The sequence below is a fragment of the Telluria sp. RB2R28 genome (assembly GCF_059685835.1).
On the sequence record NZ_JCASIK010000005.1, the window covers coordinates 371608 to 395565 of the forward strand.

A 23958-nucleotide genomic window follows, 5' to 3' on the forward strand; every position below is an offset into this window, starting at 1 on the left:
TCAAGCGATCGATCATACGGGCTGGCGGTGGCCCCGCCCATATCGCCCGGCGGATGGCTGCCAGCAGCCTGCGCATATAGACTAGCCCTGCACCAGGGCGCGCGCCGCGCTGCTGACCTGGTCGCGCAGCCATTTGTGCTCGGTCGACTGGTGCACGCGCTGGTGCCACAACTGATAAAAGCGCATCGGCGGAAACTTCACCGGCACCGTGAAGCTTTTCAAAGGCAGCGTCTTCTCAAAGGCGCGGATGAACTGGCGGCCGGTGGTCAGGACCAGGTCACTTTGCGTGAGCATGTACGGGATCACGCCGAAGTAGGGCGACTCCACCGCCACGCGGCGCTGCAGGCCGAGGCGCTCGAGATGCGCATCGATCACGCCGTGATACCCGGGCAGCATCTGGGTCGGGGCGACGTGGGGCAGGTCGAGATAATCCTCGAGCGTCATCGCGTCCGGCGCCGTGCGCCGCGCATACGGGCTGTCGGCGCGCATCGTGCAGATGATCGGGTCTTCGAACAGCTTCGAGATGTGCAGGTGCGCCGGCGGCTCGTCCCAGTTCGCGATCACCAGGTCCATATCGCCGTCGGACAGCATGCGCAGGTAATCCTGGCCCGGCCCCAGCGCATGGATCACGACCTTGCTGCCGGGCGAGCCGCGGCGCAGCAGCGCCACCACGTTGGGCAGAAAGCGCGCATCGAGGTAGTCCGGCGCGGCGATATGGAAGGTGCGCGCGGCGTCTTCGGGCTGGAACGGCGCCTTGCGCACGAACAGGCTCTCGGCTTCGTCGAGGATGCGCTTGGCGGGCTTGAGCAGACCCTCGCCGTGCTGCGTTGGCACCATGCCGCGCGCGCCGCGCACGAGGATCGGGTCGCCCGTCAGCTCGCGCAGTTTGCGCAGCGAGGCTGAAATCGAGGGCTGCGGCTGATTGAGTTTGAGCGCGACGCGCGAGACGTTTTTCTCCACCAGCAGCAGGTAGAGGATGCGGATCAGGTGCAGGTCGAGGTTGCGGGGAAGGCTGGACATGGCCGTGCAATCTTGGTTGTATATCGAGTTGAATATGTCGAATATACGCCGATTTTGTTGTTGCACAAATGGAAATCAGCGTATCGTCAAGCCGTCGGTCGCCATGGTTGCACTGGCGCGCTCGCGTATTTTCCCTTGAATCTGCGACCCTGAAGGACGCCCATGTTCGACCCCGGATACCTGGCCCCCTACGTTCTCGAATGGCTCAATCTGCTGGTGCGCTGGCTGCACATCATCACCGGCATCGCCTGGATCGGCGCATCGTTCTACTTCGTCTGGCTCGACAACACGATCAAGCCGCCGGCGCCTGGCTCGGATCTCGAGCGCAAGGGCGTCGCCGGCGAACTGTGGGCGGTGCACGGCGGTGGCTTCTACAACCCGCAAAAATACCTGGTGGCGCCTGCCGAACTGCCAAAGGAGCTGCACTGGTTCAAGTGGGAAGCCTATTCCACGTGGCTGTCGGGCTTTGCGCTCTTGAGCATCGTGTATTACATGAATGCGAAAGCGATGATGATCGACCGCAGCGTGGCCGATTTGTCGAGCGGGCAGGCGATCGGGATCGGCATCGGCAGCCTGGTCGTGGGCTGGATCGTCTACGACTTGCTGTGCCGCTCACCGCTGGTGCAGCGCCAGCTGGCGTTTGGCGCGACGGTCTTTCTGTTTTTGGTCGGTAGCAGCTGGGTGCTCACGCACCTGCTCAGCGGCCGCGCGGCGTACCTGCACGTGGGCGCGATGATCGGGACGATCATGGTGGCGAACGTGGCGATGCTGATCATTCCGGGCCAGCGCAAAATGGTCAATGCGATGCTGGCGGGGCAGAAGCCCGACCCGGTCCACGGCATCAGGGCCAAGCAGCGCAGCGTCCACAATAATTACTTCACGCTGCCGGTGCTGTTCATCATGATCAGCAACCACTACGCGATGACCTACAACCACCCGCATGCGTGGGCAGTGCTGGGCGTGATCATGCTGGCCGGCGTGTTGATCCGCCACTTCTTCAACCTGCGCCACAAGGGCCGCATCGAATGGCGGTACCCTGTGGCGGGCGCCGTGCTGCTGCTGGGACTTGGCGTGTTACTGGCGCCAGCCCGGCCGGCGCGCATCGATCCGGTGGTCACTACCGCGGCGGCCGACGCCGCCCGCTTTGCCGAGGTCCGCACGATCATGGGCGCGCGCTGCGTTTCGTGCCATGCGGCGCAGCCGACGCAGCCCGGCTTTGCGGCCGCCCCTCTGGGCGTGATGCTCGAAACACCGGAACAGATCGGCCAGAACGCCGCGCGCATCTACCAGCAGACAGTCCAGACCAGGGCCATGCCGCTGGCAAATCTGACGCACATGACTGATACCGAACGCACCGTGGTCAAGGCCTGGTTCGAGGCCGGCGCCAACACAGGAAACACACCATGAATGCACTGCAGACACGCCTGATCGACTGGATCGATGCGCATTTTGACGAAGAAGTGGGCTTCCTGCAGGCCGTCGTGCGGATTCCCACCGATACGCCACCGGGCAACAACGCGCCCCACGCCGAGGCCGTGGCCGACATGCTGGAGGGCGCCGGCTGGCCCGTCGAGCGGCATGCGGTGCCAGCGCAGCAGGTGATTGACTATGGCCTGGAAAGCATCACGAACCTGATCGTGCGCCGGCCGTACGGCGGACACGGGCCGACGCTGGCGCTCAATGCGCATGGCGACGTCGTACCGCCGGGCGAGGGCTGGACCCATCCACCATATGGCGCCGTGATCGAAGACGGCTACCTGTACGGGCGCGCGGCGGCCGTATCGAAAAGCGACTTTGCCACCTATGTCTTCGCGGTGCGCGCGCTCGAAGCACTGGGCGCGCCGCTGCGTGGCGGCGTCGAGCTGCACTTTACGTACGACGAAGAATTCGGCGGGCTGCTGGGGCCGGGCTGGCTGCTGGAACAGGGGCTGACGCAGCCCGACTACGTGATCGCCGCCGGTTTTGGCTACAGCATCATCACGGCGCACAACGCCTGCCTGCAGCTGGAAGTGACGGTGCACGGCAAGGCCGGTCACGGCGCGATGCCCGACACAGCGGTCGATGCGCTGCAGGCAGCCACGCGGGTGCTGAACGCGATCTACGGCGACCTGCCACGCCTCAAGACCATCAAGTCGGGCGTGCCCGGCATCGATTCGCCGACGATGCTCGTCGGGCGCATCGACGGCGGCACGAATACCAACGTGGTGCCGGGCAAGGTGGTGCTGAAGCTCGACCGGCGCATGATTCCCGAAGAAGACCCGGTCGCGGTCGAAACACAGGTGCGTGCGCTGATCACCGACGCGGTGGCCGGCATGCCCGGCATCCGGCTCGAGGTCAAGCGCCTGCTGCTGTCGCAGGCGCTGCGTCCGCTACCCGGCGCGCAACCACTGGTCGAGAGCTTGCGCCGCAATGCGTACGCCGTGCTGGGCGAGGCGATTCCCGCTGTCGGCACGCCGCTGTATGCCGATGCGCGCCTGTACGGCGAGCGCGGTATTCCGGCCGTCCTGTATGGGGCCGGGCCGCGCACGGTCACGGAGGCCAACGCGAAGAAGGCCGACGAGCGGCTGGCGCTGGAAGACTTGCGCAGCGCCACCAAGGTGGTGGCGCTGACGCTGCTGGATATGCTGGCGGCGGAGTCTGAGTAAGTGGTACTCGTTCGCGACGGTGGTTCGAATATGGTCGCTCATTGTGACTTTCGGCCAAGCTCAACTTCATCGCTTCGGCTGCATATTCTGGTGTGTACAGGTGATTCCTGAAATTCCGCTCGGCAGCCTGCATATCAGAGCGTTGTTGTTTTTATGGATTTGACAATCGACCTATTTGATTCCACAGGGAAATAACAGATAATCATCTTTTGACGATCACTTATCCTCGCGGTGGAAGACACGAATGACCAGACTTAAATTGTTGTACACAGCTGTGCTTGCAGTATTAAGCATCCACGCAAGCGCCGCCGATTTTGTATGGAGCGGAAAGCAGCTAACTAACAAAACTAGTATTACCGACGTCGCATTATCGAATAATCTCCGGCTCGAGAAATCCAAAGGCGCTGATTCCTTTGATCAGGCGGTAACGGTCAGTGCCGCAAAGAGCAAGCAAAAATCTGATGTGGTCAGAAATGACTTTGCCGCCATCGAGGCAGCTTATCCAAGTCCAAAAAAAGCCGTGGCGGTACTGGTTTCAGACAGCTGTGCAGGCAGTGCATGCGGAGACTCGACCACGATCACACTCGTCCTGCCCAGTGCGGGGAGCGTCAAAAAGTACCCCATCGACAACCCGTCAAAAATCACGCTGACATTTGAAGGGGACCGGGTTATCGGTGGCTTGGCCGAAGGGGTCTCAGCGGGAGTAGACAAATATGGCAGCGAGGTCATGACGGCCAGCCCATTTATCCCAGGCGCAGGATTCGTGGCCATGGGGTTCAGGAGGGAGTATGCAAAGCTCATTGGTGAGCACCCGATCGCGTTATTCGATGACAAAGTATTGCGTGAGCCATTTGCCAAAGCCACGGGCCTCGAGACGTTCCGTGACCTGAGAACGGCAATCAGTGTCGCGAGCGAGACGTATCTCGTGCAAGGGCGTTATATCGTTTTGCAGGGTTGCATGCCGCATGATTGCGGTGGCAATTACAGCTTTGTGATGATTGATGCCGTAACGTCGGGATATTTCTGGGCGCGTTTCAACGAAGGCCGGACACGCTATTCCGGATCCAGCCAGAAAATCGACAAGGCGGCGATCCAAGCCGTATTTTCCGATCCACGATTCCAGCAGAACGACGATGCACGCCTCGTTATCTCACCCGTTGGAAAAATCATGTTCAAAACGGGCGCGCGTTAAATAAGGCGGTGCAAGCAGTCGAGGGCGTTTAGCCCGTGTCATCAGGCGCTATCGATCAAGGCCGCCCGGTCGCCCCGGCCTGGCCCAGCGCTTCAGCCATCCGCACGAGCTTCACGAACTCGGCGCGATAGCCGTCAGCGTCGGCGCCCCGGGCGTCGTTCGCCAGCGTGGCGATGTCGGCATAGCTGTAGTCACTGACCTGCGGCTCGCCGCGCAGGCGCTGGCCGAACGCGGCCACCGCCACGGCGAAGCGCTGGTCGGCCGGCGCGGCGGCCAGCGTGGCGCGCGCCGTTGCCGGGCGCACCGGCTGCTCGGCCAGGCGGCTCTTGCTCTCTCCCGGCAGCTTGTAGCGTACCCGCACGAACGCCAGCTCGTCATTTTTGCCCGCGGGTGCGGCTTTCTTGCCGCCGCCATAGCGCAGCGGGTCGACCAGTTTGGCAGCGCCTGCCGCCGGTGTGATCTCGTAGATCGCGGTCACCGTGTGGCCGGCGCCCATGTCGCCCGCATCGACCTTGTCGTCCTTGAAGTCATGGCGCGCCAGCATGCGCGTTTCGTAGCCGATCAGGCGGTAGGCCGCCACGCGGGCCGGGTTGAACTCGACCTGCATCTTGACGTCGTTGGCGATCGGGAACATGGTCGAGCCAAGTTCGCCCTGCAGCGCCTTGCGTGCTTCGAGCAGCGAGTCGATGTAGGCGGCATTGCCATTGCCCGACTGCGTCAGGCGCTGGATCAGCGCATCGTTCAGGTTACCGTCGCCGACGCCGAAAATCGACAGGTAGACGCCGCTCTTGCGCTTCTCGGCAATGAAGAATTCGAGCTGGCGCGGGTCCCTCACGCCGATATTGAAATCGCCGTCGGTGGCCAGGATGATGCGGTTGACGGCTTTCGCATCGAAGTGGCGTTGGGCCATGGCGTAGGCGCGCTCCAGGCCATCGCGGCCGGCCGTGCCGCCGGCTGCCTGCAACGCATCGATGGCGTCAATGATCTTCTGCTTGTCGCTGCCCGTGGTCGGCTCGAGCGCCACCGCCGTGCCATTGGCGTAGGTGACGATCGCAACCCGGTCCTGTTCGCGCAAGCCCTGTGCGAACAGGCGAAAGCCCTGCTTGAGCAGCGGCAGGCGATCCTGCGGGGCCATCGAGCCGGACACGTCGACCAGCAGCACGACATTCATCGGCGGCCGTTCGGCACGCTGCAGATCGTAGCCGCGCACGGCCACGTGCAGCAGCTGGTTGTCCGCATTCCACGGGCTGGGCATGAGGGCCGTGGTCAGCGCGAATGGCTGGCTGGCCTTGTTCGGTGCAGCATAGGCGTAGGGGAAGTAGTTCACCATTTCCTCGACCCGCACGGCGGCCGGTGGCGGCAGCCGGCCGGCGCTCAGCTGGCGCCGCACGTACGCATACGAGGCGGTATCGACATCGCTGCTAAAGGTGGACACTGGCTGCTCTTCGACCAGCACTGCGCGGTTGGCCTGGACATCGGGGAAGCGGTCGGCGCCGGGTGCGTAGCTCGGGGACGGGTAAGGCATCGGATACGGCACTGTAGCGAGGCGACGCTGGAAGGTCGTCGGCGACACGCCGGTGTAGCCCTGGTACGGGGAAATATTTCGGATGCTGCTGCCGGTGAGTTCGACCACGGCGGGGGACGAGGGAGCTGGCGGCGGCGCGGCACTGTCCCCTTGAACCTGTTGGGGCGCGCTGCAAGCGGCCAGCAGCAGGGCTGCTGCAAGGAGGGACAAGGCGGGCAGGGCGACGGCGCGCGAGCGTGGCATGGCGGGACCTCATGACGTGGTTGTTGTCATAAGGTGCACCAGCCGCGCGCCGCCGGCAATCGCGCTTACATCCTGTAATGCCTATGCAAAAAGGATATGCGCAGCGGTTGCCGGCGCGTGGATTACTTCTGCTTGAGCGAGCGCTCGAACAGCTGATAGATCCGGCGGTACTGGTCGTACCAGGCTTCGGGCTGCACGTAGCCGTGGCGCTCGAGCGGGTAGCTCGCCATTTCCCAGTGGTCCTTCTTCATTTCGATCAGGCGCTGCGCCATGCGCACCGAGTCCTGGTACAGCACGTTATCGTCGATCATGCCGTGCGAGATCAGCAGGTGGCCTTTCAGGTTCTGCGCGTACTCGATCGGCGACGATTTTTTATACGCTTCCGGGTCGATGTCCGGCGTGTTGAGGATGTTGGCGGTGTACTCGTGGTTGTAGCTGGTCCAGTCGGTGACCGGGCGCAGCGCGGCGCCGGCCTTGAATACGTCCGGTGCGCGCATCAGGGCCATGAAGGTCATGAAGCCGCCGTAGCTGCCGCCATACACGCCGATATTGTTGGCGTCGCCCTGCTGCTGGCCGACCAGGTACTTCACGCCGTCGAGGTAGTCGTCCAGTTCCGGATGGCCCATCTGGCGATAGATCGCGGTGCGCCACTTGGCGCCATAGCCTTTCGAGGCGCGGTAATCCATGTCCAGCACGATGTACCCCTGCTGGACCAGCAGGTTGTGGAACATCTGCTCGCGGAAGTAGACCGGATAACGCTTGCTGACGTTCTGCAGGTAGCCGGCGCCGTGCACGAACATCACAACCGGGTAGGTCTTGCCGGCTTCGAGCTGTGCAGGCCGATACAGCTTGGCGTGCACCGGATCGCCGCCGGCGCTCGATGGCACGGCCACGTATTGGGGCTCGATCCACTCGCGCGCCTTGAAGTCGGGCGTGCGGGTGTCGGTCAGTTTGGTGGCGGCGCCGCCCGAAACGGACACGGTCGCGATCTGGACCGGCGTGTAGCTCGACGACCAGTGCACGAGCAGCTTGTTCTGGTCCGGCGACAGGTTGAAGCGTTCGACGCCGTCGAGCTTTGTCACTTCGCGCACCGCGCCACCCCTGGCGTTCACGGCGCAGACTTCGTAGTCGCCCGGCGCTTCGTGGTTGCACAGCATGTAGGCAGTGCTGCCATCTGCACTCCAGCGCACGTCGCTGGCTTCCCATTTGCCCGAGGTCAGCGCGCGTGGCGCGGCTGATCCCATGGTGTCCTGCGTGTACAGGTGCGAGTAACCCGATTCTTCCGACAGGTACCACAGCGTGCGGTTGTCCGGCAGCCAGCCGAATTCGGCGTTGTCGTAATTGACCCAGGCGCCGTCGGTCACGCGGTTCAGGGGTTGCAGCCTGGCGTCACGCAGGTCGACGCTGGCGATCCAGCGGTCCTTGTTGTCGCTTGATCGCAGCATCACGGCGACGTTGGCGCCATTGCTGCTCCAGTCGATTGCGTTGCGGCCACCCGAAACGACCACCGGCCGGTTGCCCTTGAGGGGATCCTTCTTGGCGGCTGCGCGCAGCGCGGCCAGCGGATCGACGGTGATGCCGGGCAGGGTGTCGAAGCCGATGTCCTTGATGGCATTGGTGCGCAGGTCGACCAATTTGAGCGAATGCGCCGGTGGCATGTTGCGGCCCACGCGCGTGCGCACGTCTTCGGTTTCTTCGTAGCCCGATTCGTTCACGTAGCGCGGCATCTTGCCCACGCGGCCCTTGTCGGCGCTCTTGGCGGCGGTGACGACCAGCAGCCAGCGGCCGTCCGGCGACAGCGAACTTGCCTCCAGCGTGACCTTGTCGCCCAGGTAGACGGGCGTTGGCGCCATCGAGGCATCGACCCGGCGCAGTTCGTCGTTGCGGGCCCGCAGCGCGTCGCGGTCATCCTTCTGGCGCTTGAGGTGCTCGATCAGGCGCAGTTCGGTGGCACGGTAGGCGTCGTCTTCCGGCGCGTTCGGGTCCTTCGCCGCGCGCGGCAGCGCGGCCGGGCCGGTGACACGGGTGACGCGGTCCCACACATACCAATCGGTGCCGATGCGGTACTGCACCGAGCGTTCGTCGGCCGCGTACTGCGCGTTGCCGATGCGGCTCGCGCCGCGCGTGACCTGCACCAGCTGGCCCGATTTCAGGTCGCGCTCGAACAGGTCGTTGTTGCGGATGACCAGCATGCGCGTGTTGTTGCGGTTGTAGACCACGTCGGCGCTGTCGATCTTCGTCAGCTCGGCATCACTGACCATCTGCGCCTTGCCGGCGTTCGCGCCGGCCTGGAACGTGTCACGCACGGGCGAGCCGGTGCGCTTCTGCTTGTAGTACACCTGCTTGCTGTCCCAGCTGAACCAGGCGTCTTCCACCGGCGTGCCGATCCAGTCGGGATGGCTCATGGCCTGGTCGAGGGTGATGGGTGTCGGTGCTGCTGCTGCCGGCAGTGCGATCGATGCCAGCGAGGCCGCGAACGAGGCCGCAAAGAGGGTGAGTGCAGGTGTGCGCATGGGTATGTGGTAAGTGAAAGAAGGGGCTTTCTGGCCAGAAATGCGAATGCATTCTAGCGCAGCCACTTGCCACGGCGCGCGGATTGGAGAAGGTTTTTTTGCTATAAATACAAACGCCGGCAGTATGTCAATACGGCCGGCGTCCGGTAAAACAGGCGGATCATTCCGCCTTGAGCGGGCGTTTGCCGGTTGCTTACATTGCCTTGAACGGGCCTTTTGGCGGGCGTGGCAGGTACATCGAGACGCGGGCGGCAACGGTCAGCACGGCCAGGGCGATGGTCAGGTATTCGAGTGGATGCATGATTAACCCCGCACCGATGGAGCGTAACCGCCGTGGGCGATATACAGGTCTTGCGAGAAACTACGGATGGCGGCGATGGCCGCTGCGAAGAAATTGGTTTGCTGGATAGCTGCAGTCATGTTGCGCTCCTGGTTAAATACTGTCATGTTGCGTTGCAGTATAGGATTCATCGAGTCATAAGAAAACTTTTCATTCGTGATTCCCGCGATTCATAAAACGAATAATTGTTTAGTTGCTCACTGGAAAGATATGCGCTTGACGCATATCTCGACAATCGGCACACGCATAAGAAGGGCAAGGATTCAATGCAATTGGGCAACACGGTACGATTCTTGCATGTAAAAACTGCATGAAACCGCGAGACACAACAACCCCACATTTGCGCATTGTTGTCGTGCTGTCCGCAACGACACCTGGCGCCGACCCCGACGCGGCCCAGGCGGCGCAGACCCGGCGCAGCACCGCGCTGCGCATTGGCCTGCTCGAATCGGGCTACGACCTGGTTGCATCACTCCCGGCCGACGTGTTCCTGCCCGAGCGCATCGCGCAATTGCAGCCCGACCTGATCATCCTCGACAGCGAGTCCGACGCGCGCGACGTGCTCGAACACATCGTGATTGCCACCCGCGACGCGCGCCGGCCCATCGTGCTATTCACCGAGGACGACGCCCCGGCCAGCATGGACGCCGCACTGGAAGCGGGCGTGTCGGCGTACATCGTGGCCGGCCTGCAGGCCGAGCGCGTCAAGCCGGTGCTCGACGTCGCGCTGGCGCGCTTCCGGCGCGAGCAGCGATTGCTCGACGAATTGAGCGATACCCGGCAAAAGCTCGCTGAGCGCAAGGTGCTCGACCGCGCCAAGGGCATGTTGATGACGCGCTACCAGCTGACCGAAGACCAGGCCTACCAGCGCCTGCGCAGCCTGGCCATGAACAAGAACATGAAGCTGGTCGACGTCGCGCAGCGCCTGATCGACGTGGAAGACCTGCTGGGCTGAGCGCCCCGCACCTAACAAGAACACCAGGATATCTATGACATTGGCAGGCAAGGGCGCATGGATCGCCGGTACCGACCGTCCCGAGATCGAGACCATTCGCATCGGCTTCATGCCGCTGGCCGACTGCGCGCCTTTGGTGATGGCGTCGGTGCTGGGCTTTGATGAACTGTACGGCGTGCGCTTTGCACTGAGCCGCGAACAATCCTGGACCGGCATGCGCGAGCACCTGGTGGGCGGGCAGCTCGATGCGGCGCAGGCGCTGTACGGCATGGTCTACGGGATCCAGAACGGTATCGGCACCGGCCAGTGCGACATGGCGGTGCTGATGAACCTGAACCAGAACGGCCAGAACATCACCCTCTCGCGCCCTTGGGCCGAGGCAGCAGCAGAACCGGGCGGACTGGCGCGCCTGGTGCAGGCCGGGCAGCGCCTGACGCTCGCGCATACGTTCCCGACCGGGAACCACGCGATGTTCCTGTATTACTGGCTGGCGGCGCAGGGCGTCGATCCGATGAAGGATTGTCAGCTGGTGACAGTGCCACCGGGGCAGATGGCGACGAGCCTCGCGGCCGGCCATATGGATGGCTTCTGTGCGGGCGAGCCGTGGGGCCAGCGCGCGCTGCGCGACGGCGCCGGTGTGCAGGCCGCGTCGAGCGAGCAGGTATGGCCCAACCATCCCGGCAAGGCGCTGGGCACGCGCGCCGCCTTTGCTGCGACCCACCCGAATGCCTGCCGCGCGATGATCGCCGCGCTGCTGCAGGCTGCGCGCTGGCTCGACGCCTCGCGCGCCAATCGCGAAGCGGCGGCCGAGGTGCTGGCCAGTCCTGCGTATGTGAATGCCAGCCGTGAGACGCTGCAGTATTGCCTGGCCGGGCCTTCGGAAGGCCCGGCCAGGCATGGCCACAATGGTCTGCGTTTCTACGCTGGCGGCGAAGCCAATTTCCCGTGGCTGTCCGACGGCATGTGGTTCATGACGCAGCACCGCCGCTGGGGCTTGCTGCGCACCCATCCCGATTACCTGGCGCTGGCGCAGCAGGTCAACCGGATCGACCTGTATCGCGAAGCGGCCGAGCGCACCGGCACGCCGCTGCCTGCCGCCACGCTGCGCACGTCCACGCTCATGGATGGCCGGGTCTGGGATGGCAGCGATCCGCACGCCTACGTCACAGGGCCCGCACCGGCTTGATGCCGGCCGCGGTGCACGCCCGTGCATCATCTTGGGGAATGGTGCACCGCAATGCAGCATCTATTCGGCGCCGGTTGCCGGCTCCGCCCTGAACCGCGTGTGGCACGCCTCTTGCTGATACAGAGACAGGATCAATGACGATCTCCTTCATATAACGCTGGCCCAACGACGGGCCGGCATCAGGACAACGGCGTCCGCAGCTTCTGCCCCAGGCAGCAGCGCGGACGCCTTTTTGTTTTCCAAGGACGAAAATCATGACCGGCAAAGCAGACAACATCAATCTCTTCTCGTTCCAGGGCGCCCCCATGCGCGCCTTCCACCTGACCTGGGTGGCCTTCTTCATTTGCTTCTTCGCGTGGTTCGCCTGCGCGCCGCTGATGCCCGTCATCAAGGGCGAATTCGGCCTGTCGATGGAGCAGATCGCCAACATCAATATCGCGGCGGTGGCGATCACGATTTTTGTCCGCCTGCTGGTCGGCCCCCTGTGCGATCGCTACGGCCCGCGCAAGACCTATACGGGCCTGCTGCTGATCGGCGCGATTCCCGTGCTGGGCGTGGCCATGGCGCAGAGCTACGAAACCTTCCTGCTGGCCCGCCTGGGCATCGGCGCGGTCGGCGCCAGCTTCGTGATCACCCAGTACCACACGTCGGTGATGTTCTCGCCGAAGGTGGTCGGCACCGCCAACGCGGCCGCTGCCGGCTGGGGCAATGCGGGCGGCGGCGCGGCGCAGGCGCTGATGCCGCTGCTGCTCACCGCCGTCGTGATGCTGGGCGTGAGCCAGTCGATGAGCTGGCGCGTGGCGCTGGTGGTCCCGGGCGTCATGATGATCGTCATGGCCTTTGTCTACTGGCGCTACACGCAGGATTGCCCGGCCGGTAACTACGACGACCTGCGCAAGACCGGCAACCTGCTGGCCAGCGCCGGCAAGGGTGGCTGGGCCAGTTTCACCGAAGGCTGCCGCAACTACCGCGCATGGCTGCTGTTCGTCACTTACGGCGCCTGCTTCGGCATCGAGATCTTCATCCACAACATCGCCGCCGTGTACTACGTCGATCATTTCGACCTGACCCTGGGCCAGGCCGGCATGGCGGCCGGCAGCTTTGGCGTGCTGGCGCTGTTCGCCCGCGCGCTGGGCGGCTGGCTGTCGGACCGCGCAGCCCGGGGCGGCGACGTCAATCGCCGCGTGACCATCCTGTTCGTCCTGATGATCGGCGAGGCGCTCGGCCTGTTGTGGTTCGCGCAGGCCGACGGCGTCGTGTTTGCGGTGGTCGCGATGCTGGTGTTCGGCCTGTTCACGCACATGGCTTGCGGCGCGACCTATGCACTGGTGCCGTTCGTGGCGCCCAAGGCGCTGGGTGGCGTGGCCGGCATCGTCGGCGCCGGGGGCAATGTCGGCGCCGTCGCCGCAGGCTTCCTGATGAAAGGCACGGGTGACATCCAGAGCACGCTCACGATCCTGAGTGGCCTGGTACTGGTGGCCAGCCTGTGCGCGCTTGGCGCGCGCTTCGGCAGCACGTCCCGCATCCCGTCCAGCACCCCGTCCGCAACCGTTGCAGCATAAAGGAGAACGTCATGCATATCGTCGTCATCGGCCACGGAATGGTGGGCCACAAATTCCTCGAAACGCTTGCAGCGGGCAGCATGCAGGACCCGGCGACACCGCTGCGGGTCACGGTGCTGGGCGAAGAGCCGCGTCCGGCCTACGACCGCGTGCACCTGTCGGAATTCTTCGCCGGTAAAAGCGCGGATGACCTGTCGCTGGTCGCGCCGGGCTACTTCGAACGCGCCGAGTTGGCCGAGCGCGTGGTGCTGCGCCTGAACGCGAAGGTGGTCGCCATCGACCGCGCCGCGCAGTCGGTGCTGCTGGGCGACGGCAGCGCCGTCTCCTACGATCGCCTGGTGCTGGCCACCGGCTCGTACCCGTTCGTGCCGCCGGTGCCAGGCGCCGAGCGCAAGGATTGCTTCGTGTACCGCACGATCGAAGACCTCGAGAAGATGAAGGAATGCGCCGGTCGTGGCGACGGCACGCGCCAGCGCATCGGCGTCGTCATCGGCGGCGGCCTACTGGGCCTGGAGTGCGCCAAGGCGCTGCGCGACCTGGGCCTGCAGGCGCACGTCGTCGAATTTGCGCCGCGCCTGATGGCGGTGCAGGTCGACGATGCCGGCGCGCGCGTGCTGCGCACCCGCATCGAAGAACTGGGTGTCGGCGTCCACACCGGCAAGAACACGCTGGCCATTGTCGATGGCGACGCCACGACCCACCGCATGCAGTTCGCCGACGGCACGAGTCTGGACACCGACATGATCGTGTTCTCGGCCGGCATCCGCCCGCGCGACGAACTGGCGCGCCAGGCCGGCCTTGAACTGGGCGCGCGCGGCGGCATCGTCATCGACGGCCAGTGCCTGACGTCCGACCCGCACATCTACGCGATCGGCGAATGCGCGCTGTGGAGCGGCCAGCTGTTTGGCCTGGTGGCGCCGGGCTACGACATGGCGCGCACCGCCGCGCGCCATGTGCTGGGCGCCGAATGCGGCTTTGCGGGCGCTGACATGAGCACGAAGCTCAAGCTGATGGGCGTGGACGTCGCCAGCCTGGGCGACGCGCATGGCGTCACGCCGGGTAGCCGCAGTTACCAGTTCCTGGACGAGCGGCGTCAGACCTACCGCAAGATCGTCGTCTCGAGCTGCGGCAAGTATCTTCTCGGCGGCGTGCTGGTGGGCGACGCGGCATCCTATGGCGCGCTGCTGCAGACGATGCTGAACAAGATCGAGCTGCCCGAAGCGCCCGAATACCTGATCCTGCCCGAGAGCGGCAACACCGTGCGGCCTGCGCTGGGCGTGGACAAGCTGCCGGCCACGGCGCAGGTCTGCTCGTGCAACGACATCTCGAAGGGCGCGCTGTGCGAGGCGGTGGCGGGCGGCGCCACCACGATCGGCGCGCTGAAAAGCTGCACGACGGCCGGCACGGCCTGCGGTGGCTGCGTGCCGCTCGTGACGCAGGTGCTGAACGCCGAACTTAAGAAACTGGGCGTGGCCGTCAACAACCACCTGTGCGAACACTTTGCATATTCGCGCCAGGAGCTGTACCACCTGGTGCGGGTAGAAGGCATCAAGGAGTTTGGCGAGCTGCTGGCGCGCCACGGCCGTGGCCTGGGCTGCGACGTCTGCAAGCCGACCGCTGCGAATATCCTGGCCTCGGTGTGGAACGATTTCGTGCTGAAACCGAAGCACGCCAGCCTGCAGGATTCGAACGACTACTTCCTCGGTAACATCCAGAAGGACGGCACTTACTCGGTCGTGCCGCGCATGCCGGGCGGCGAAGTGACGGCCGACGGCCTGATCGCCGTGGGCATGGTGGCCAAGAAGTACGGCCTGTACACCAAGATCACGGGCGGCCAGCGGGTCGACCTGTTCGGCGCGCGCGTGGACCAGCTGCCGGCGATCTGGGAAGAGCTGATCGACGCCGGCTTCGAGTCGGGCCACGCCTACGGCAAGTCGCTGCGCACGGTGAAATCGTGCGTCGGCTCGACCTGGTGCCGCTTTGGCGTGGGCGACAGCGTGGGCTTTGCCATCGAACTGGAAAACCGCTACAAGGGCTTGCGCGCACCGCACAAGATCAAGTTTGGCGTGTCGGGCTGCACCCGCGAATGCGCCGAAGCGCAGGGCAAGGACGTGGGCCTGATCGCCACCGACAAGGGCTGGAACCTGTACGTGTGCGGCAACGGCGGCATGAAGCCGCGCCACGCGGAGCTGATCGCGTCGAACCTGACCGAGGCCGAAGTCGTGCGCCTGACCGACCGCTTCCTGATGTTCTACGTGCGCACGGCCGAACGCCTGCAGCGCACGTCGACCTGGCGCGAAAACCTCGAAGGGGGCCTCGAGTACCTGCGCCAGGTGGTGGTCGAAGACAGCCTGGGCATCGGCGACGAACTCGAAGCGCAGATGCAGCACGTGGTCGACACCTATGCCTGCGAATGGAAGGAAGCGATCACCAATCCGGCCGTGCGCAGCCGCTTCCGCCACTTCGTCAACAGCGCAGAACCCGACAGCAACGTGGTGTTCGTGCCTGAGCGCGGTCAGGTGCGCCCGGCCACGTTCGATGAACGCCGCCGCACGATTCCCATCGCCGTGGCTTGAGGAGAATGACCATGCATCGTGACCCCCAACTTGCCAACTGGACGGCGGTCTGCCGGCTCGACGAGATCGTCCCCGACACCGGCGTATGCGCGCTGCTGAACGGCCGCCAGGTGGCCGTGTTCCGCATCGGCGACCTTGAGCCGCGCGTGTTCGCCATCGATAACTACGACCCGAACTCGCAGGCCGCCGTGCTCTCGCGCGGGCTGGTGGGCAGCATCGGCGAGCGCATCGTCGTGGCCTCGCCCATCTACAAGCAGCACTTCGACCTGGCCAGCGGCGAGTGCCTGGAGGCGCCGGCGCAGTCGGTGGCGAGCTATCCGGCCCGGATCGATGGCGCCGTCGTCTGGGTCGCCGCATGAGCACCACGAGCACCATGAGCACAACGTACAGGCCCGCGCTGGTGGTGGTCGGCAACGGCATGGCCGGGATGCGCACGGTCGAGGAACTGCTCGCGCTGGCCCCGGGCATGTACGACATCACCGTGTTCGGCGCCGAGCCGCACGTGAACTACAACCGCATCATGCTCTCGCCGGTGCTGGCCGGCGACAAGACGCAGGACGACATCGTGCTGCATCCGCGCGCGTGGTACGCCGAGCATGGCATCACGCTGCACACGGGCGACCCGGTCGTGGCCATCGACCGCCGCCGCCGCAGCGTGCGCTCGCAGTCGGGCGTCGAAGTGGTATATGACCGCCTGCTGCTGGCCACCGGCTCGCAGCCATTCATCGTGCCGGTACCGGGCGCGGACCTGCCGGGCGTGGTGGGCTTTCGCGACCTGATTGACGTCGACACGATGCTGCAGGCGGCCCGCGACGGCCGGCACGCGGTGGTGATCGGCGGCGGCCTGCTCGGACTGGAGGCGGCCAATGGCCTGCTGCGGCGCGGGATGGACGTGACGGTCGTGCACCTGACCGGCAGCCTGCTGAACCAGCAGCTCGATGGCGACGCGTCGCTGCTGCTCAAGGGGGCGCTCGAGCGGCGCGGCTTGCGCATCCTGCTCGGCGTGCAGACCGAGGCCATTCTGGGTGACGGCAAGGTGGCATCGGTGCGCCTCTCGAACGGCGTCATGCTGCCGGCCGACCTGGTGGTGATGGCGGCCGGCGTGCGCCCGAACGTGGCGCTGGCGCGCGCGGCCGGCCTGCATGTCGAGCGCGCGATCGTCGTTGACGACACGCTGCAAAGCTACGACCCGCGCGTGTATGCGGTGGGCGAATGCGTCCAGCACCGCCGCGCCACCTTCGGCCTGGTCGCGCCGATCTGGGAACAGGCCCGCGTCTGCGCGGCGCACCTGGCCGGCTTCGGCCACCGCCGCTACGTGCAGCAGGCCATGGCCACCAAACTCAAGGTCACCGGGATCGATCTGTACTCGGCCGGCGACATTGTCGGCGGTCCGGGCACGCAAGACCTGGTGCTGCGCGACCGCCGCTCCGGCATGTACAAGCGTCTGGTCCTCGATGGCAATCGCCTCACGGGCGCCGTGCTGTATGGCGACGTGGCCGACGGCCCCTGGTATTTCGACCTGATCGGGCGCGGCGTCGACATCTCGGCGCTGCGCGACCGCCTGTTGTTCGGCCCTGCGTTGTGCGACGCGCAGGCTGCATAGAAAGAGACCCCATGACGATTCCGATCCACGCTGTGCGTACTACCTGTCCCTACTGCGGCGTCGGCTGCGGCGTGAAAGCGACCGCGCTGCCCGGCGGTGGCGCGACGATCGAAGGCGACATCGACCATGCAGCCAACCGCGGCCGCCTGTGCGTGAAAGGGTCGGCGCTGGGCGAGACGCTCGATCTGGACGGCCGCCTGCTGCATCCGGCCGTGCGGCAGGGAGGGACGCTGGTGCGCGCCAGCTGGGACGAGGCGCTGGATACCGTGGCAGAAGGCTTCGCCCGCATCATTGCCGAGCACGGGCCGGACGCGGTGGCGCTGTACGTGTCGGGCCAGATCCTGACCGAGGATTACTACGTCGCCAACAAGTTCATGAAGGGCTACGTCGGCAGCGCCAATATCGACACCAACTCGCGCCTGTGCATGTCGTCCGCCGTGGCCGGCCACAAGCGCGCCTTCGGCGAAGACGTGGTGCCGGGCTGCTACGAGGACTTCGAGCTGGCCGACGTGATCGTGCTGGTCGGCTCGAACGCGGCCTGGTGCCATCCGACGCTGTTCCAGCGCATCGTGCGCGCCAAGGAAGCGCGTCCCGAAATGCAGATCGTCGTGCTCGACCCGCGCCGCACGGCCACCTGCGAGCTGGCAGACCTGCACCTGGCCCTGAAACCCGGCAGCGACGTGGCGCTGTTCAACGGTTTGCTGGCGCACCTGGCACGCAGCGATGCGTTCGATGCCCACTACGTCGCATCACACACGACCGGCCTGGATGCGGCGCTCGATGTCGCCAACGCAGGCGACGACGTGGCGCGCATCTGCGGCCTCGATCCGAACGACCTGCAGGCGTTCTACGACCTGTTTGCCCGCACCGACAGGGTGGTCACCGCATTCTCGATGGGCGTGAACCAGTCCAGCAGCGGCACCGACAAGGTCAACGCGATCATCAACTGCCACCTGGCCACCGGCCGCATCGGCCGCCCCGGCATGGGGCCGTTCTCGCTGACGGGCCAGCCCAACGCGATGGGCGGGCGCGAAGTGGGCGGGCTGGCCAATATGCTGGCGGCGCACCTGGACCTGGACAATGCCGGGCACCGCGACGCGGTGCGCACGTTCTGGGACGCGCCGCGCATCGCCGACAAGCCGGGCCTGAAGGCCGTGGACTTGTTCCGCGCGATCGAAGCCGGCAGCGTGAAAGCGGTGTGGATCATGGCGACCAATCCGGTCGTCAGCATGCCGGACGCCGACCAGGTGCGGCGCGCCCTGGCGGCCTGTGAGCTGGTGGTGGTATCGGACGTCATGGCGGGCACCGACCTGGCGCCGTATGCGCATGTGGCGCTGCCGGCGCTGGCCTGGGGCGAGAAGGATGGCACGGTCACCAATTCCGAACGCTGCATCTCGCGCCAGCGCGCCTTTTTGCCGGCGCCGGGCGAGGCCAGGGCCGACTGGCGCGCGCTGTGCGATGTCGCGCAGCGCATGGGTTACGCTGGTTTTGACTTCGACAGCGAGCATGCGATTTTCGACGAACACGCGCGCCTGTCGGCCTGGAAGAATGACGACGATGGCCACCGCCGCGCATTCCGGCTCGATCCGCTGGTGGGCATGAGCCGCGCAGCGTATGACGAGCTGCAACCGGTGCAGTGGCCGGTGAACGAGGTGGGGGAGGGCACCGCGCGCCTGTTTGGCAGCGGCGGCTTTTCTTACCCGGACGGCAAGGCGCGCTTCATCGCGACGGGGGTGCGCGCACCGGCCAATGCGCCTTGCAGTGAATTTGCGCTGGTGCTCAACACGGGGCGCCTGCGCGACCAGTGGCACACGATGACGCGCACCGGCAAGTCGCCGCGCCTGGCCGGCCACGCGGCCGAGCCATTCGTCGACCTGCATCCGCACGATGCGCTACTGGCCGGTGTGCGCGAAGGTGAGCTGGCCCGCATCAGTTCACGCTGGGGCGCGATGGTGGCACGCGTGGCGCATGGCGGCGGCATCGCGCGCGGCGCCGCGTTCGTGCCGATTCACTGGAACGGGCAGACGGCGTCCGATGCGCGGGTGGGGGCGCTGGTCAATCCGGCCGTCGACCCGATCTCGGGCGAGCCTGAATTCAAGCACACGCCCGTGCGGATCGAGCCGTTCGGCGTGGCCTGGTATGGGTTCATCATGAGCCGGCACGATCTGAGCCTCGAGGGGGTGGCCCACTGGACGCGCGTGCGCGGCAGCGGCTTCATTCGTTATGAGCTGGCCGGGCGCGCACCGGTCACGCCCGATATGGCGCGCGCGCTGCTGGGTGGCAGCGAAGAAGCGGGCGAGGATGCCGACTGGATCGAGTACCAGGACCAGTCGGCAGGCATGCTGCGCGCCGCGCTGCTCGTCGACGGTCGCCTCGAAGCCTGCCTGTTCGTGGCGCGCGTGCCCGATCTGCCGGCACGCGCCTGGCTGGGTGGACTGTTTGCCGCACCCGAACTGGGTCCGCGCGAACGGGCCACGCTGCTGGCCGGCCGCGCCGTGCAAGCCGGGCCCGACCCCGGACCGACGGTCTGCTCGTGCTTCGGCGTTGGCCGCAACACGATCTGCGCCGCGATCCGGGCCGGGGACTTGCAGACGCCCGGCCAGGTGACGGCCTGCCTGAAGGCGGGCGGCAACTGCGGCTCGTGCATCCCGGAGATCAAGTCGCTGCTGCACGAGGTGCGCTTCACCGCTGCTGCTGCCGCTTGATCAGCCTGACGGCGTTTTCGGGACGGGTTTGGAGGTGAGCAGACTCGCCACCACCGACCCCCCCAGGATCACCCCGACCACCCCCAGCGCGATGCCGGTCGGGATCTTGTAGATATCGAGCAGCAGCATCTTGATGCCGATGAAGATCAGGATTGCGGCCAGACCGTATTTGAGCAGGTGGAAGCGGTCCGCCATGTCGGCCAGCAGGAAGTACATCGCGCGCAGGCCAAGGATGGCAAACACGTTCGACGTGAACACGATGAACGGGTCGCTCGTGACGGCGAAGATCGCCGGGATCGAATCGACCGCGAAGATCACGTCCGTGATTTCGACCATGATCAGCACCACCAACATCGGCGTGGCATAGCGCAGGCCGTCGCGCATGATGAAGAACTTCTCACCGTGGTATTCGTCAGTGATCCGCATATGACCACGCAGCCATTTCAGCAGCTTGTTGTCCGCCAGGTCGGGTTCGCTGTCGGCCGAGATCAGCATCTGGATACCGGTGTAGAGCAGGAACAGCCCGAAGATGTAGAGGATCCAGTGGAACTGGGCCAGCAGGAGCGCGCCCAGATAAATCAGGATCGCGCGCAGCACGATCGCACCCAGCACGCCATACAGCAGCACGCGCTTCTGGTATTGCGCCGGCACGCTGAAAAAGCTGAAGAGGGTGATCCAGACGAACACATTGTCGACCGCCAGCGATTTTTCGATCAGGTAGCCGGTGATGTATTCAAGTGCCTTCTCCTTGGCCACGACCGGGCCGGCAATGCCTTCGAGATACCAGTAGAACCAGCCACCGAAGGCCAGTGCCACCGAGATCCAGATCAGGGACCAGATGGCTGCTTCTTTCGTGCTGATTTTGTGATCGCCCGATGTTTTGAGGCCAAAGAAGTCGATGGCCAGCATAACGACGACGAACGCGGTGAAGGAAAGATAGAGCGTGGGTGTGCCGACCGATTCGAGCATGTGTCCTCCGTGCAGTAGCAGTGGCCGCTGGTGGGGGCGTGCTGACCGGCACGCGCTGTCATTACAGCATGAATTTTATGGAAATGCTACATGCATGAATCGAACCACTGCCAGCGTTGCGCGATTCCCAGTCGGTACGCAAATCACTTCAATTCGACATTAAACGATCAGTTTTATTCAAGCTATTACTTGGTCAGTTTACTCAGGCCGTTACCTGGCAAGTCGTCTGCCAGCCCCGTGCTCACCTGTATTGAACTGACACATATGATTCGCAGGGTGGGAAATCGACAGTATTGAGGGCATATCGTTTGCGACCGATTTTCTGCTTTGTCAGAAATGGTTCATCCAGTTTATCTGCAGTGCTGTCCGGTGAATCTTCCCGTTTGATCAACAGCGCGACAAAACCGGGCAAGCAAGTGCAAACTGGCTGACATGCTGCATCAGGCATTTGCCCGCGATCCGAATGACGCGGATTTGCCTGTTATTCAGGCTAATTAGTAGCCACGAATTAACATTAAATACTCCATTTCAATTAATAAATATGATGAATCAAATCGCACTAAAAGCTGTTTTATTTGACATTGACGGCACGCTTATCGATAGCAATGATGCTCATACGCAAGCGTGGATGCAAACTCTTGAACGGCATGGCCATGTAGTCAGTTATGAGCAGATAAGGAGTTTGATCGGTAAGGGATCGGACAAGGTTTTCGCTGAGCTACTTGACATCGATTCAGAATCGGCTCTGGCAAAACAGATTACAAAAGACCGCACGCATTTATTGCTGAACAGCTTTATGGCGAACCTGAACCCGACACCCGGCGCCCGGCTGTTGGTGCAGCACATGAGGTCCGAAGGTCTGCGTCTGGTCATTGCGTCATCCAGCGGCGAAGAGCTACCGGCATTACTCGAGCAGGCCGGCCTGCAGGACTTGCTCGACACATCGGTCTCTTCGGATGAGATAAAGGAGTCCAAACCCGACGGTGACATCATCGAGGTTGCCTTGCAAAAGGCCGGCGTGCATCCCACCGAGGCCGTGATGATTGGCGACACTCCCTACGATATTGCGGCGGCCAAGGCAGCCGGGGTCAAGTGCATTGCATTGCGCTGCGGCGGCTACTGGGACGATGCAGCGTTGTCCGAAGCCGTAGCCATCTTCGATGATCCCGCAACATTATTGCGTCACTGGCCCGACTCGCTGCTGGCAGGCTGAATTCGATGGCGAATTTCGAAATTCTTCTTAGCCTGGTGGCATTCTGCGTCCTGCTTGCGATCGTGGCGCAGCGCCTGGATTTGCCGGTGGCGATCCCCCTGGTATTGGGCGGCATGGGTCTGGCTCTGATACCAGGTTTGCCTGCGGTCGAGCTGGATCCGGAGCTTGCACTGGCTCTGTTTCTGCCGCCGCTCCTGCAGGTCAGTGCCTACCGCACAGATTGGCCTGCGTTCCGTTCGAACCTTCGGCCCATTCTTTTACTGGCTATCGGCGCCGTTCTCTTTACGACAGCTGCAGTCGCCGTTGTGGCGCACTGGTTGGTGCCCGGACTTCCCTGGTGGGCTGCAGCAGCACTTGGAGCCATCGTGGCGCCGCCCGATGCCGTTGCTGCCAGCTCGGTTCTGAAGAAATTTAACCTGCCCAAGCGGATCGTCACCGTCCTGGAAGGCGAAAGCCTGATCAACGATGCGTCGTCACTAGTCCTTTACCGTTTCGCTGTCGCGGCGGTCGCGGCAAGCTCGGTTAGCTATTCGAGCGGCCTGTTTCAGTTCTTTGGCATGGGAATCGGCGGAATCATCATCGGCTGGTTGACCGGTCGTTTGGCGATGTGGGTGTTCAGCAAGATCGATGACACGATGCTCGACATCACGATCAGCATTCTGGCGGGCTTTGCAGCCTACCTGAGCGCTGAGGCGCTGCACGCATCGGGCGTGTTAGGCGCGGTAGTTTGTGGTCTCGTCCTGGGCCGGAAACAGCATGCAGAGTTCACAGCACGTACCCGACTGGAGCTCAATGCAGTCTGGAATTTCATCGAGTTCCTGCTCGCCAGCTTGATCTTCATGCTGATCGGACTTCAAATGCGGGGCATCGTTGAACGGCTTGCGAGCGAGAGTGCCACGGCGCTTACCTCGCTTGCATTGCTCGCACTTGCCGTGTCTGTGACCCTCATTGTCAGTCGCTTCGTTTGGGTGTTCATGACAGGCTGGCTGCCAGGCGCGCTCTCCCGGAGCGAGGCAGCGCAGTCGGCCCGTCCCCTCTGGACGCACCATGCGGTCGTCTCGTGGGCCGGGATGCGCGGGGTGGTCAGCCTGGCGGCGGCACTTGCATTGCCGGCCAACTTTCCCGCGCGAGATGTCATCGTTTTCCTGGCATTTTGTGCGATTTTTGCGACGCTCATTGTTCAGGGCACCACGCTTGGCTGGCTCGTACGGAAACTCGAAGTGATCGAGCCGGAGAAGGACGCTGCTGAACCAGCGGAAGCGCTGGCCAGGGCCGAGATTGCTGACGCCGCGCTTGAAGTCGTCAAGGAACACCTCGAGCCAGACGCCAGCCCGGAGCATTCAACGGCAGCGTCTGCACTTGTTGACGAGTACGAAGCCAGGGCTGAGCGGGCAGCTGACGAGAAAGAAGCTGAATCGCCTGAAAACGCCGAACAGTTCAATGCGCAAAGACGCTTGCGGCTGGTGGCAATTGAAGCAGCCCGGGAGAAACTGTCAGAGCACACAGATCAAGTCGATGCGGAGACGCACCGCTCACTGGCAAAGGAATTAGATTTGGAGGAACAGCAAATCAGAAGTGCAATGAGCAAATTCAGTTAACTTGTCAGTGTCAGCCTGCAAACGACGCAAAAGCTTCAATACCGGGAATATATTGACGCTTTTGCGATCGCCATCAACGCCAATCACACCTTGACGAGTTACTGCGTTTAACA

At 64.1% G+C, this 23958-nt stretch carries 16 protein-coding genes; 12 read left to right on the plus strand and 4 right to left on the minus strand.

Translation table 11 applies throughout. From position 1 onward, the window contains the following. Positions 1–81: 81 nt before the first annotated feature. Positions 82–1020, minus strand: a complete 939-nt coding sequence (locus AC56LV_RS19910) for a LysR substrate-binding domain-containing protein (protein ID WP_499453640.1) — start codon at positions 1018–1020, stop codon at positions 82–84. Positions 1021–1182: 162 nt separating this feature from the next. Here AC56LV_RS19910 and AC56LV_RS19915 point away from each other — a divergent pair, with 162 nt between their 5' ends. From AC56LV_RS19915 to AC56LV_RS19925, 3 genes are all read left to right on the plus strand, one after another. Next, positions 1183–2427, plus strand: coding sequence for a urate hydroxylase PuuD (locus AC56LV_RS19915; RefSeq protein ID WP_499560133.1), 1245 nt, complete (start codon positions 1183–1185; stop codon positions 2425–2427). Next, positions 2424–3665, plus strand: coding sequence for a M20/M25/M40 family metallo-hydrolase (locus AC56LV_RS19920; RefSeq protein ID WP_499560134.1), 1242 nt, complete (start codon positions 2424–2426; stop codon positions 3663–3665). Before AC56LV_RS19915 ends, AC56LV_RS19920 begins: the two co-directional genes overlap by 4 nt. Positions 3666–3909: 244 nt before the next feature. Continuing rightward, a complete protein-coding gene (locus AC56LV_RS19925; protein ID WP_499560135.1) occupies positions 3910–4857 on the plus strand; it encodes an Ivy family c-type lysozyme inhibitor in 948 nt (315 codons plus the stop codon). A 55-nt stretch (positions 4858–4912) separates the two neighbouring features. Here the strand turns inward: AC56LV_RS19925 and AC56LV_RS19930 are convergent, their stop codons facing one another. Beyond that, positions 4913–6625, minus strand: coding sequence for a vWA domain-containing protein (locus tag AC56LV_RS19930; RefSeq protein WP_499560136.1), 1713 nt, complete (start codon positions 6623–6625; stop codon positions 4913–4915). Between the two features lie 122 nt (positions 6626–6747). Next, positions 6748–9138 (minus strand): S9 family peptidase, encoded by a 2391-nt coding sequence (locus tag AC56LV_RS19935; protein ID WP_499560137.1) that lies wholly within the window; start codon positions 9136–9138, stop codon positions 6748–6750. 650 nt (positions 9139–9788) lie between these two features. On the opposite strand from AC56LV_RS19935, the gene AC56LV_RS19940 reads away from it, so the two are divergent. The 7 genes from AC56LV_RS19940 to AC56LV_RS19970 all read left to right on the plus strand — a co-directional run bounded on the left by AC56LV_RS19940 (position 9789) and on the right by AC56LV_RS19970 (position 20065). Continuing rightward, positions 9789–10433, plus strand: coding sequence for an ANTAR domain-containing response regulator (locus tag AC56LV_RS19940; RefSeq protein ID WP_499560138.1), 645 nt, complete (start codon positions 9789–9791; stop codon positions 10431–10433). 34 nt (positions 10434–10467) lie between these two features. Continuing rightward, positions 10468–11619 carry a CmpA/NrtA family ABC transporter substrate-binding protein gene (locus AC56LV_RS19945; RefSeq protein ID WP_499560139.1) on the plus strand — a complete coding sequence of 384 codons (1152 nt, stop codon included), beginning with the start codon at positions 10468–10470 and terminating at the stop codon, positions 11617–11619. 254 nt (positions 11620–11873) lie between these two features. After that, positions 11874–13181 carry an MFS transporter gene (locus AC56LV_RS19950; RefSeq protein WP_499560140.1) on the plus strand — a complete coding sequence of 436 codons (1308 nt, stop codon included), beginning with the start codon at positions 11874–11876 and terminating at the stop codon, positions 13179–13181. 11 nt (positions 13182–13192) lie between these two features. Next, complete coding sequence (nirB, locus tag AC56LV_RS19955; protein WP_499560141.1) at positions 13193–15757, plus strand: nitrite reductase large subunit NirB; 2565 nt, start codon at positions 13193–13195, stop codon at positions 15755–15757. Between the two features lie 11 nt (positions 15758–15768). Further along, complete coding sequence (gene nirD / locus AC56LV_RS19960; protein WP_499501101.1) at positions 15769–16116, plus strand: nitrite reductase small subunit NirD; 348 nt, start codon at positions 15769–15771, stop codon at positions 16114–16116. Positions 16117–16130: 14 nt separating this feature from the next. Continuing rightward, the gene (locus AC56LV_RS19965) at positions 16131–17360 is read left to right on the plus strand and encodes an NAD(P)/FAD-dependent oxidoreductase (RefSeq protein WP_499560142.1); all 1230 of its coding nucleotides are present in this window, start codon (positions 16131–16133) and stop codon (positions 17358–17360) included. Positions 17361–17371: 11 nt separating this feature from the next. Further along, positions 17372–20065, plus strand: coding sequence for a molybdopterin-dependent oxidoreductase (locus AC56LV_RS19970; RefSeq protein ID WP_499560143.1), 2694 nt, complete (start codon positions 17372–17374; stop codon positions 20063–20065). On the opposite strand, the gene AC56LV_RS19975 is transcribed toward AC56LV_RS19970, so the two are convergent. Then, on the minus strand, positions 20066–21034 hold the full coding sequence (locus tag AC56LV_RS19975; protein ID WP_499560144.1) for a TerC family protein: 969 nt from the start codon (positions 21032–21034) through the stop codon (positions 20066–20068). It abuts the gene before it with no gap. A gap of 541 nt (positions 21035–21575) precedes the next feature. Here AC56LV_RS19975 and AC56LV_RS19980 point away from each other — a divergent pair. Both AC56LV_RS19980 and AC56LV_RS19985 read left to right on the plus strand, forming a co-directional pair. After that, positions 21576–22247 carry an HAD family hydrolase gene (locus AC56LV_RS19980; protein ID WP_499560145.1) on the plus strand — a complete coding sequence of 224 codons (672 nt, stop codon included), beginning with the start codon at positions 21576–21578 and terminating at the stop codon, positions 22245–22247. Positions 22248–22252: 5 nt separating this feature from the next. Next, positions 22253–23845: a Na+/H+ antiporter gene (locus tag AC56LV_RS19985; protein WP_499560146.1), complete on the plus strand. Its 1593-nt coding sequence runs from the start codon at positions 22253–22255 to the stop codon at positions 23843–23845. Positions 23846–23958: the final 113 nt, after the last annotated feature.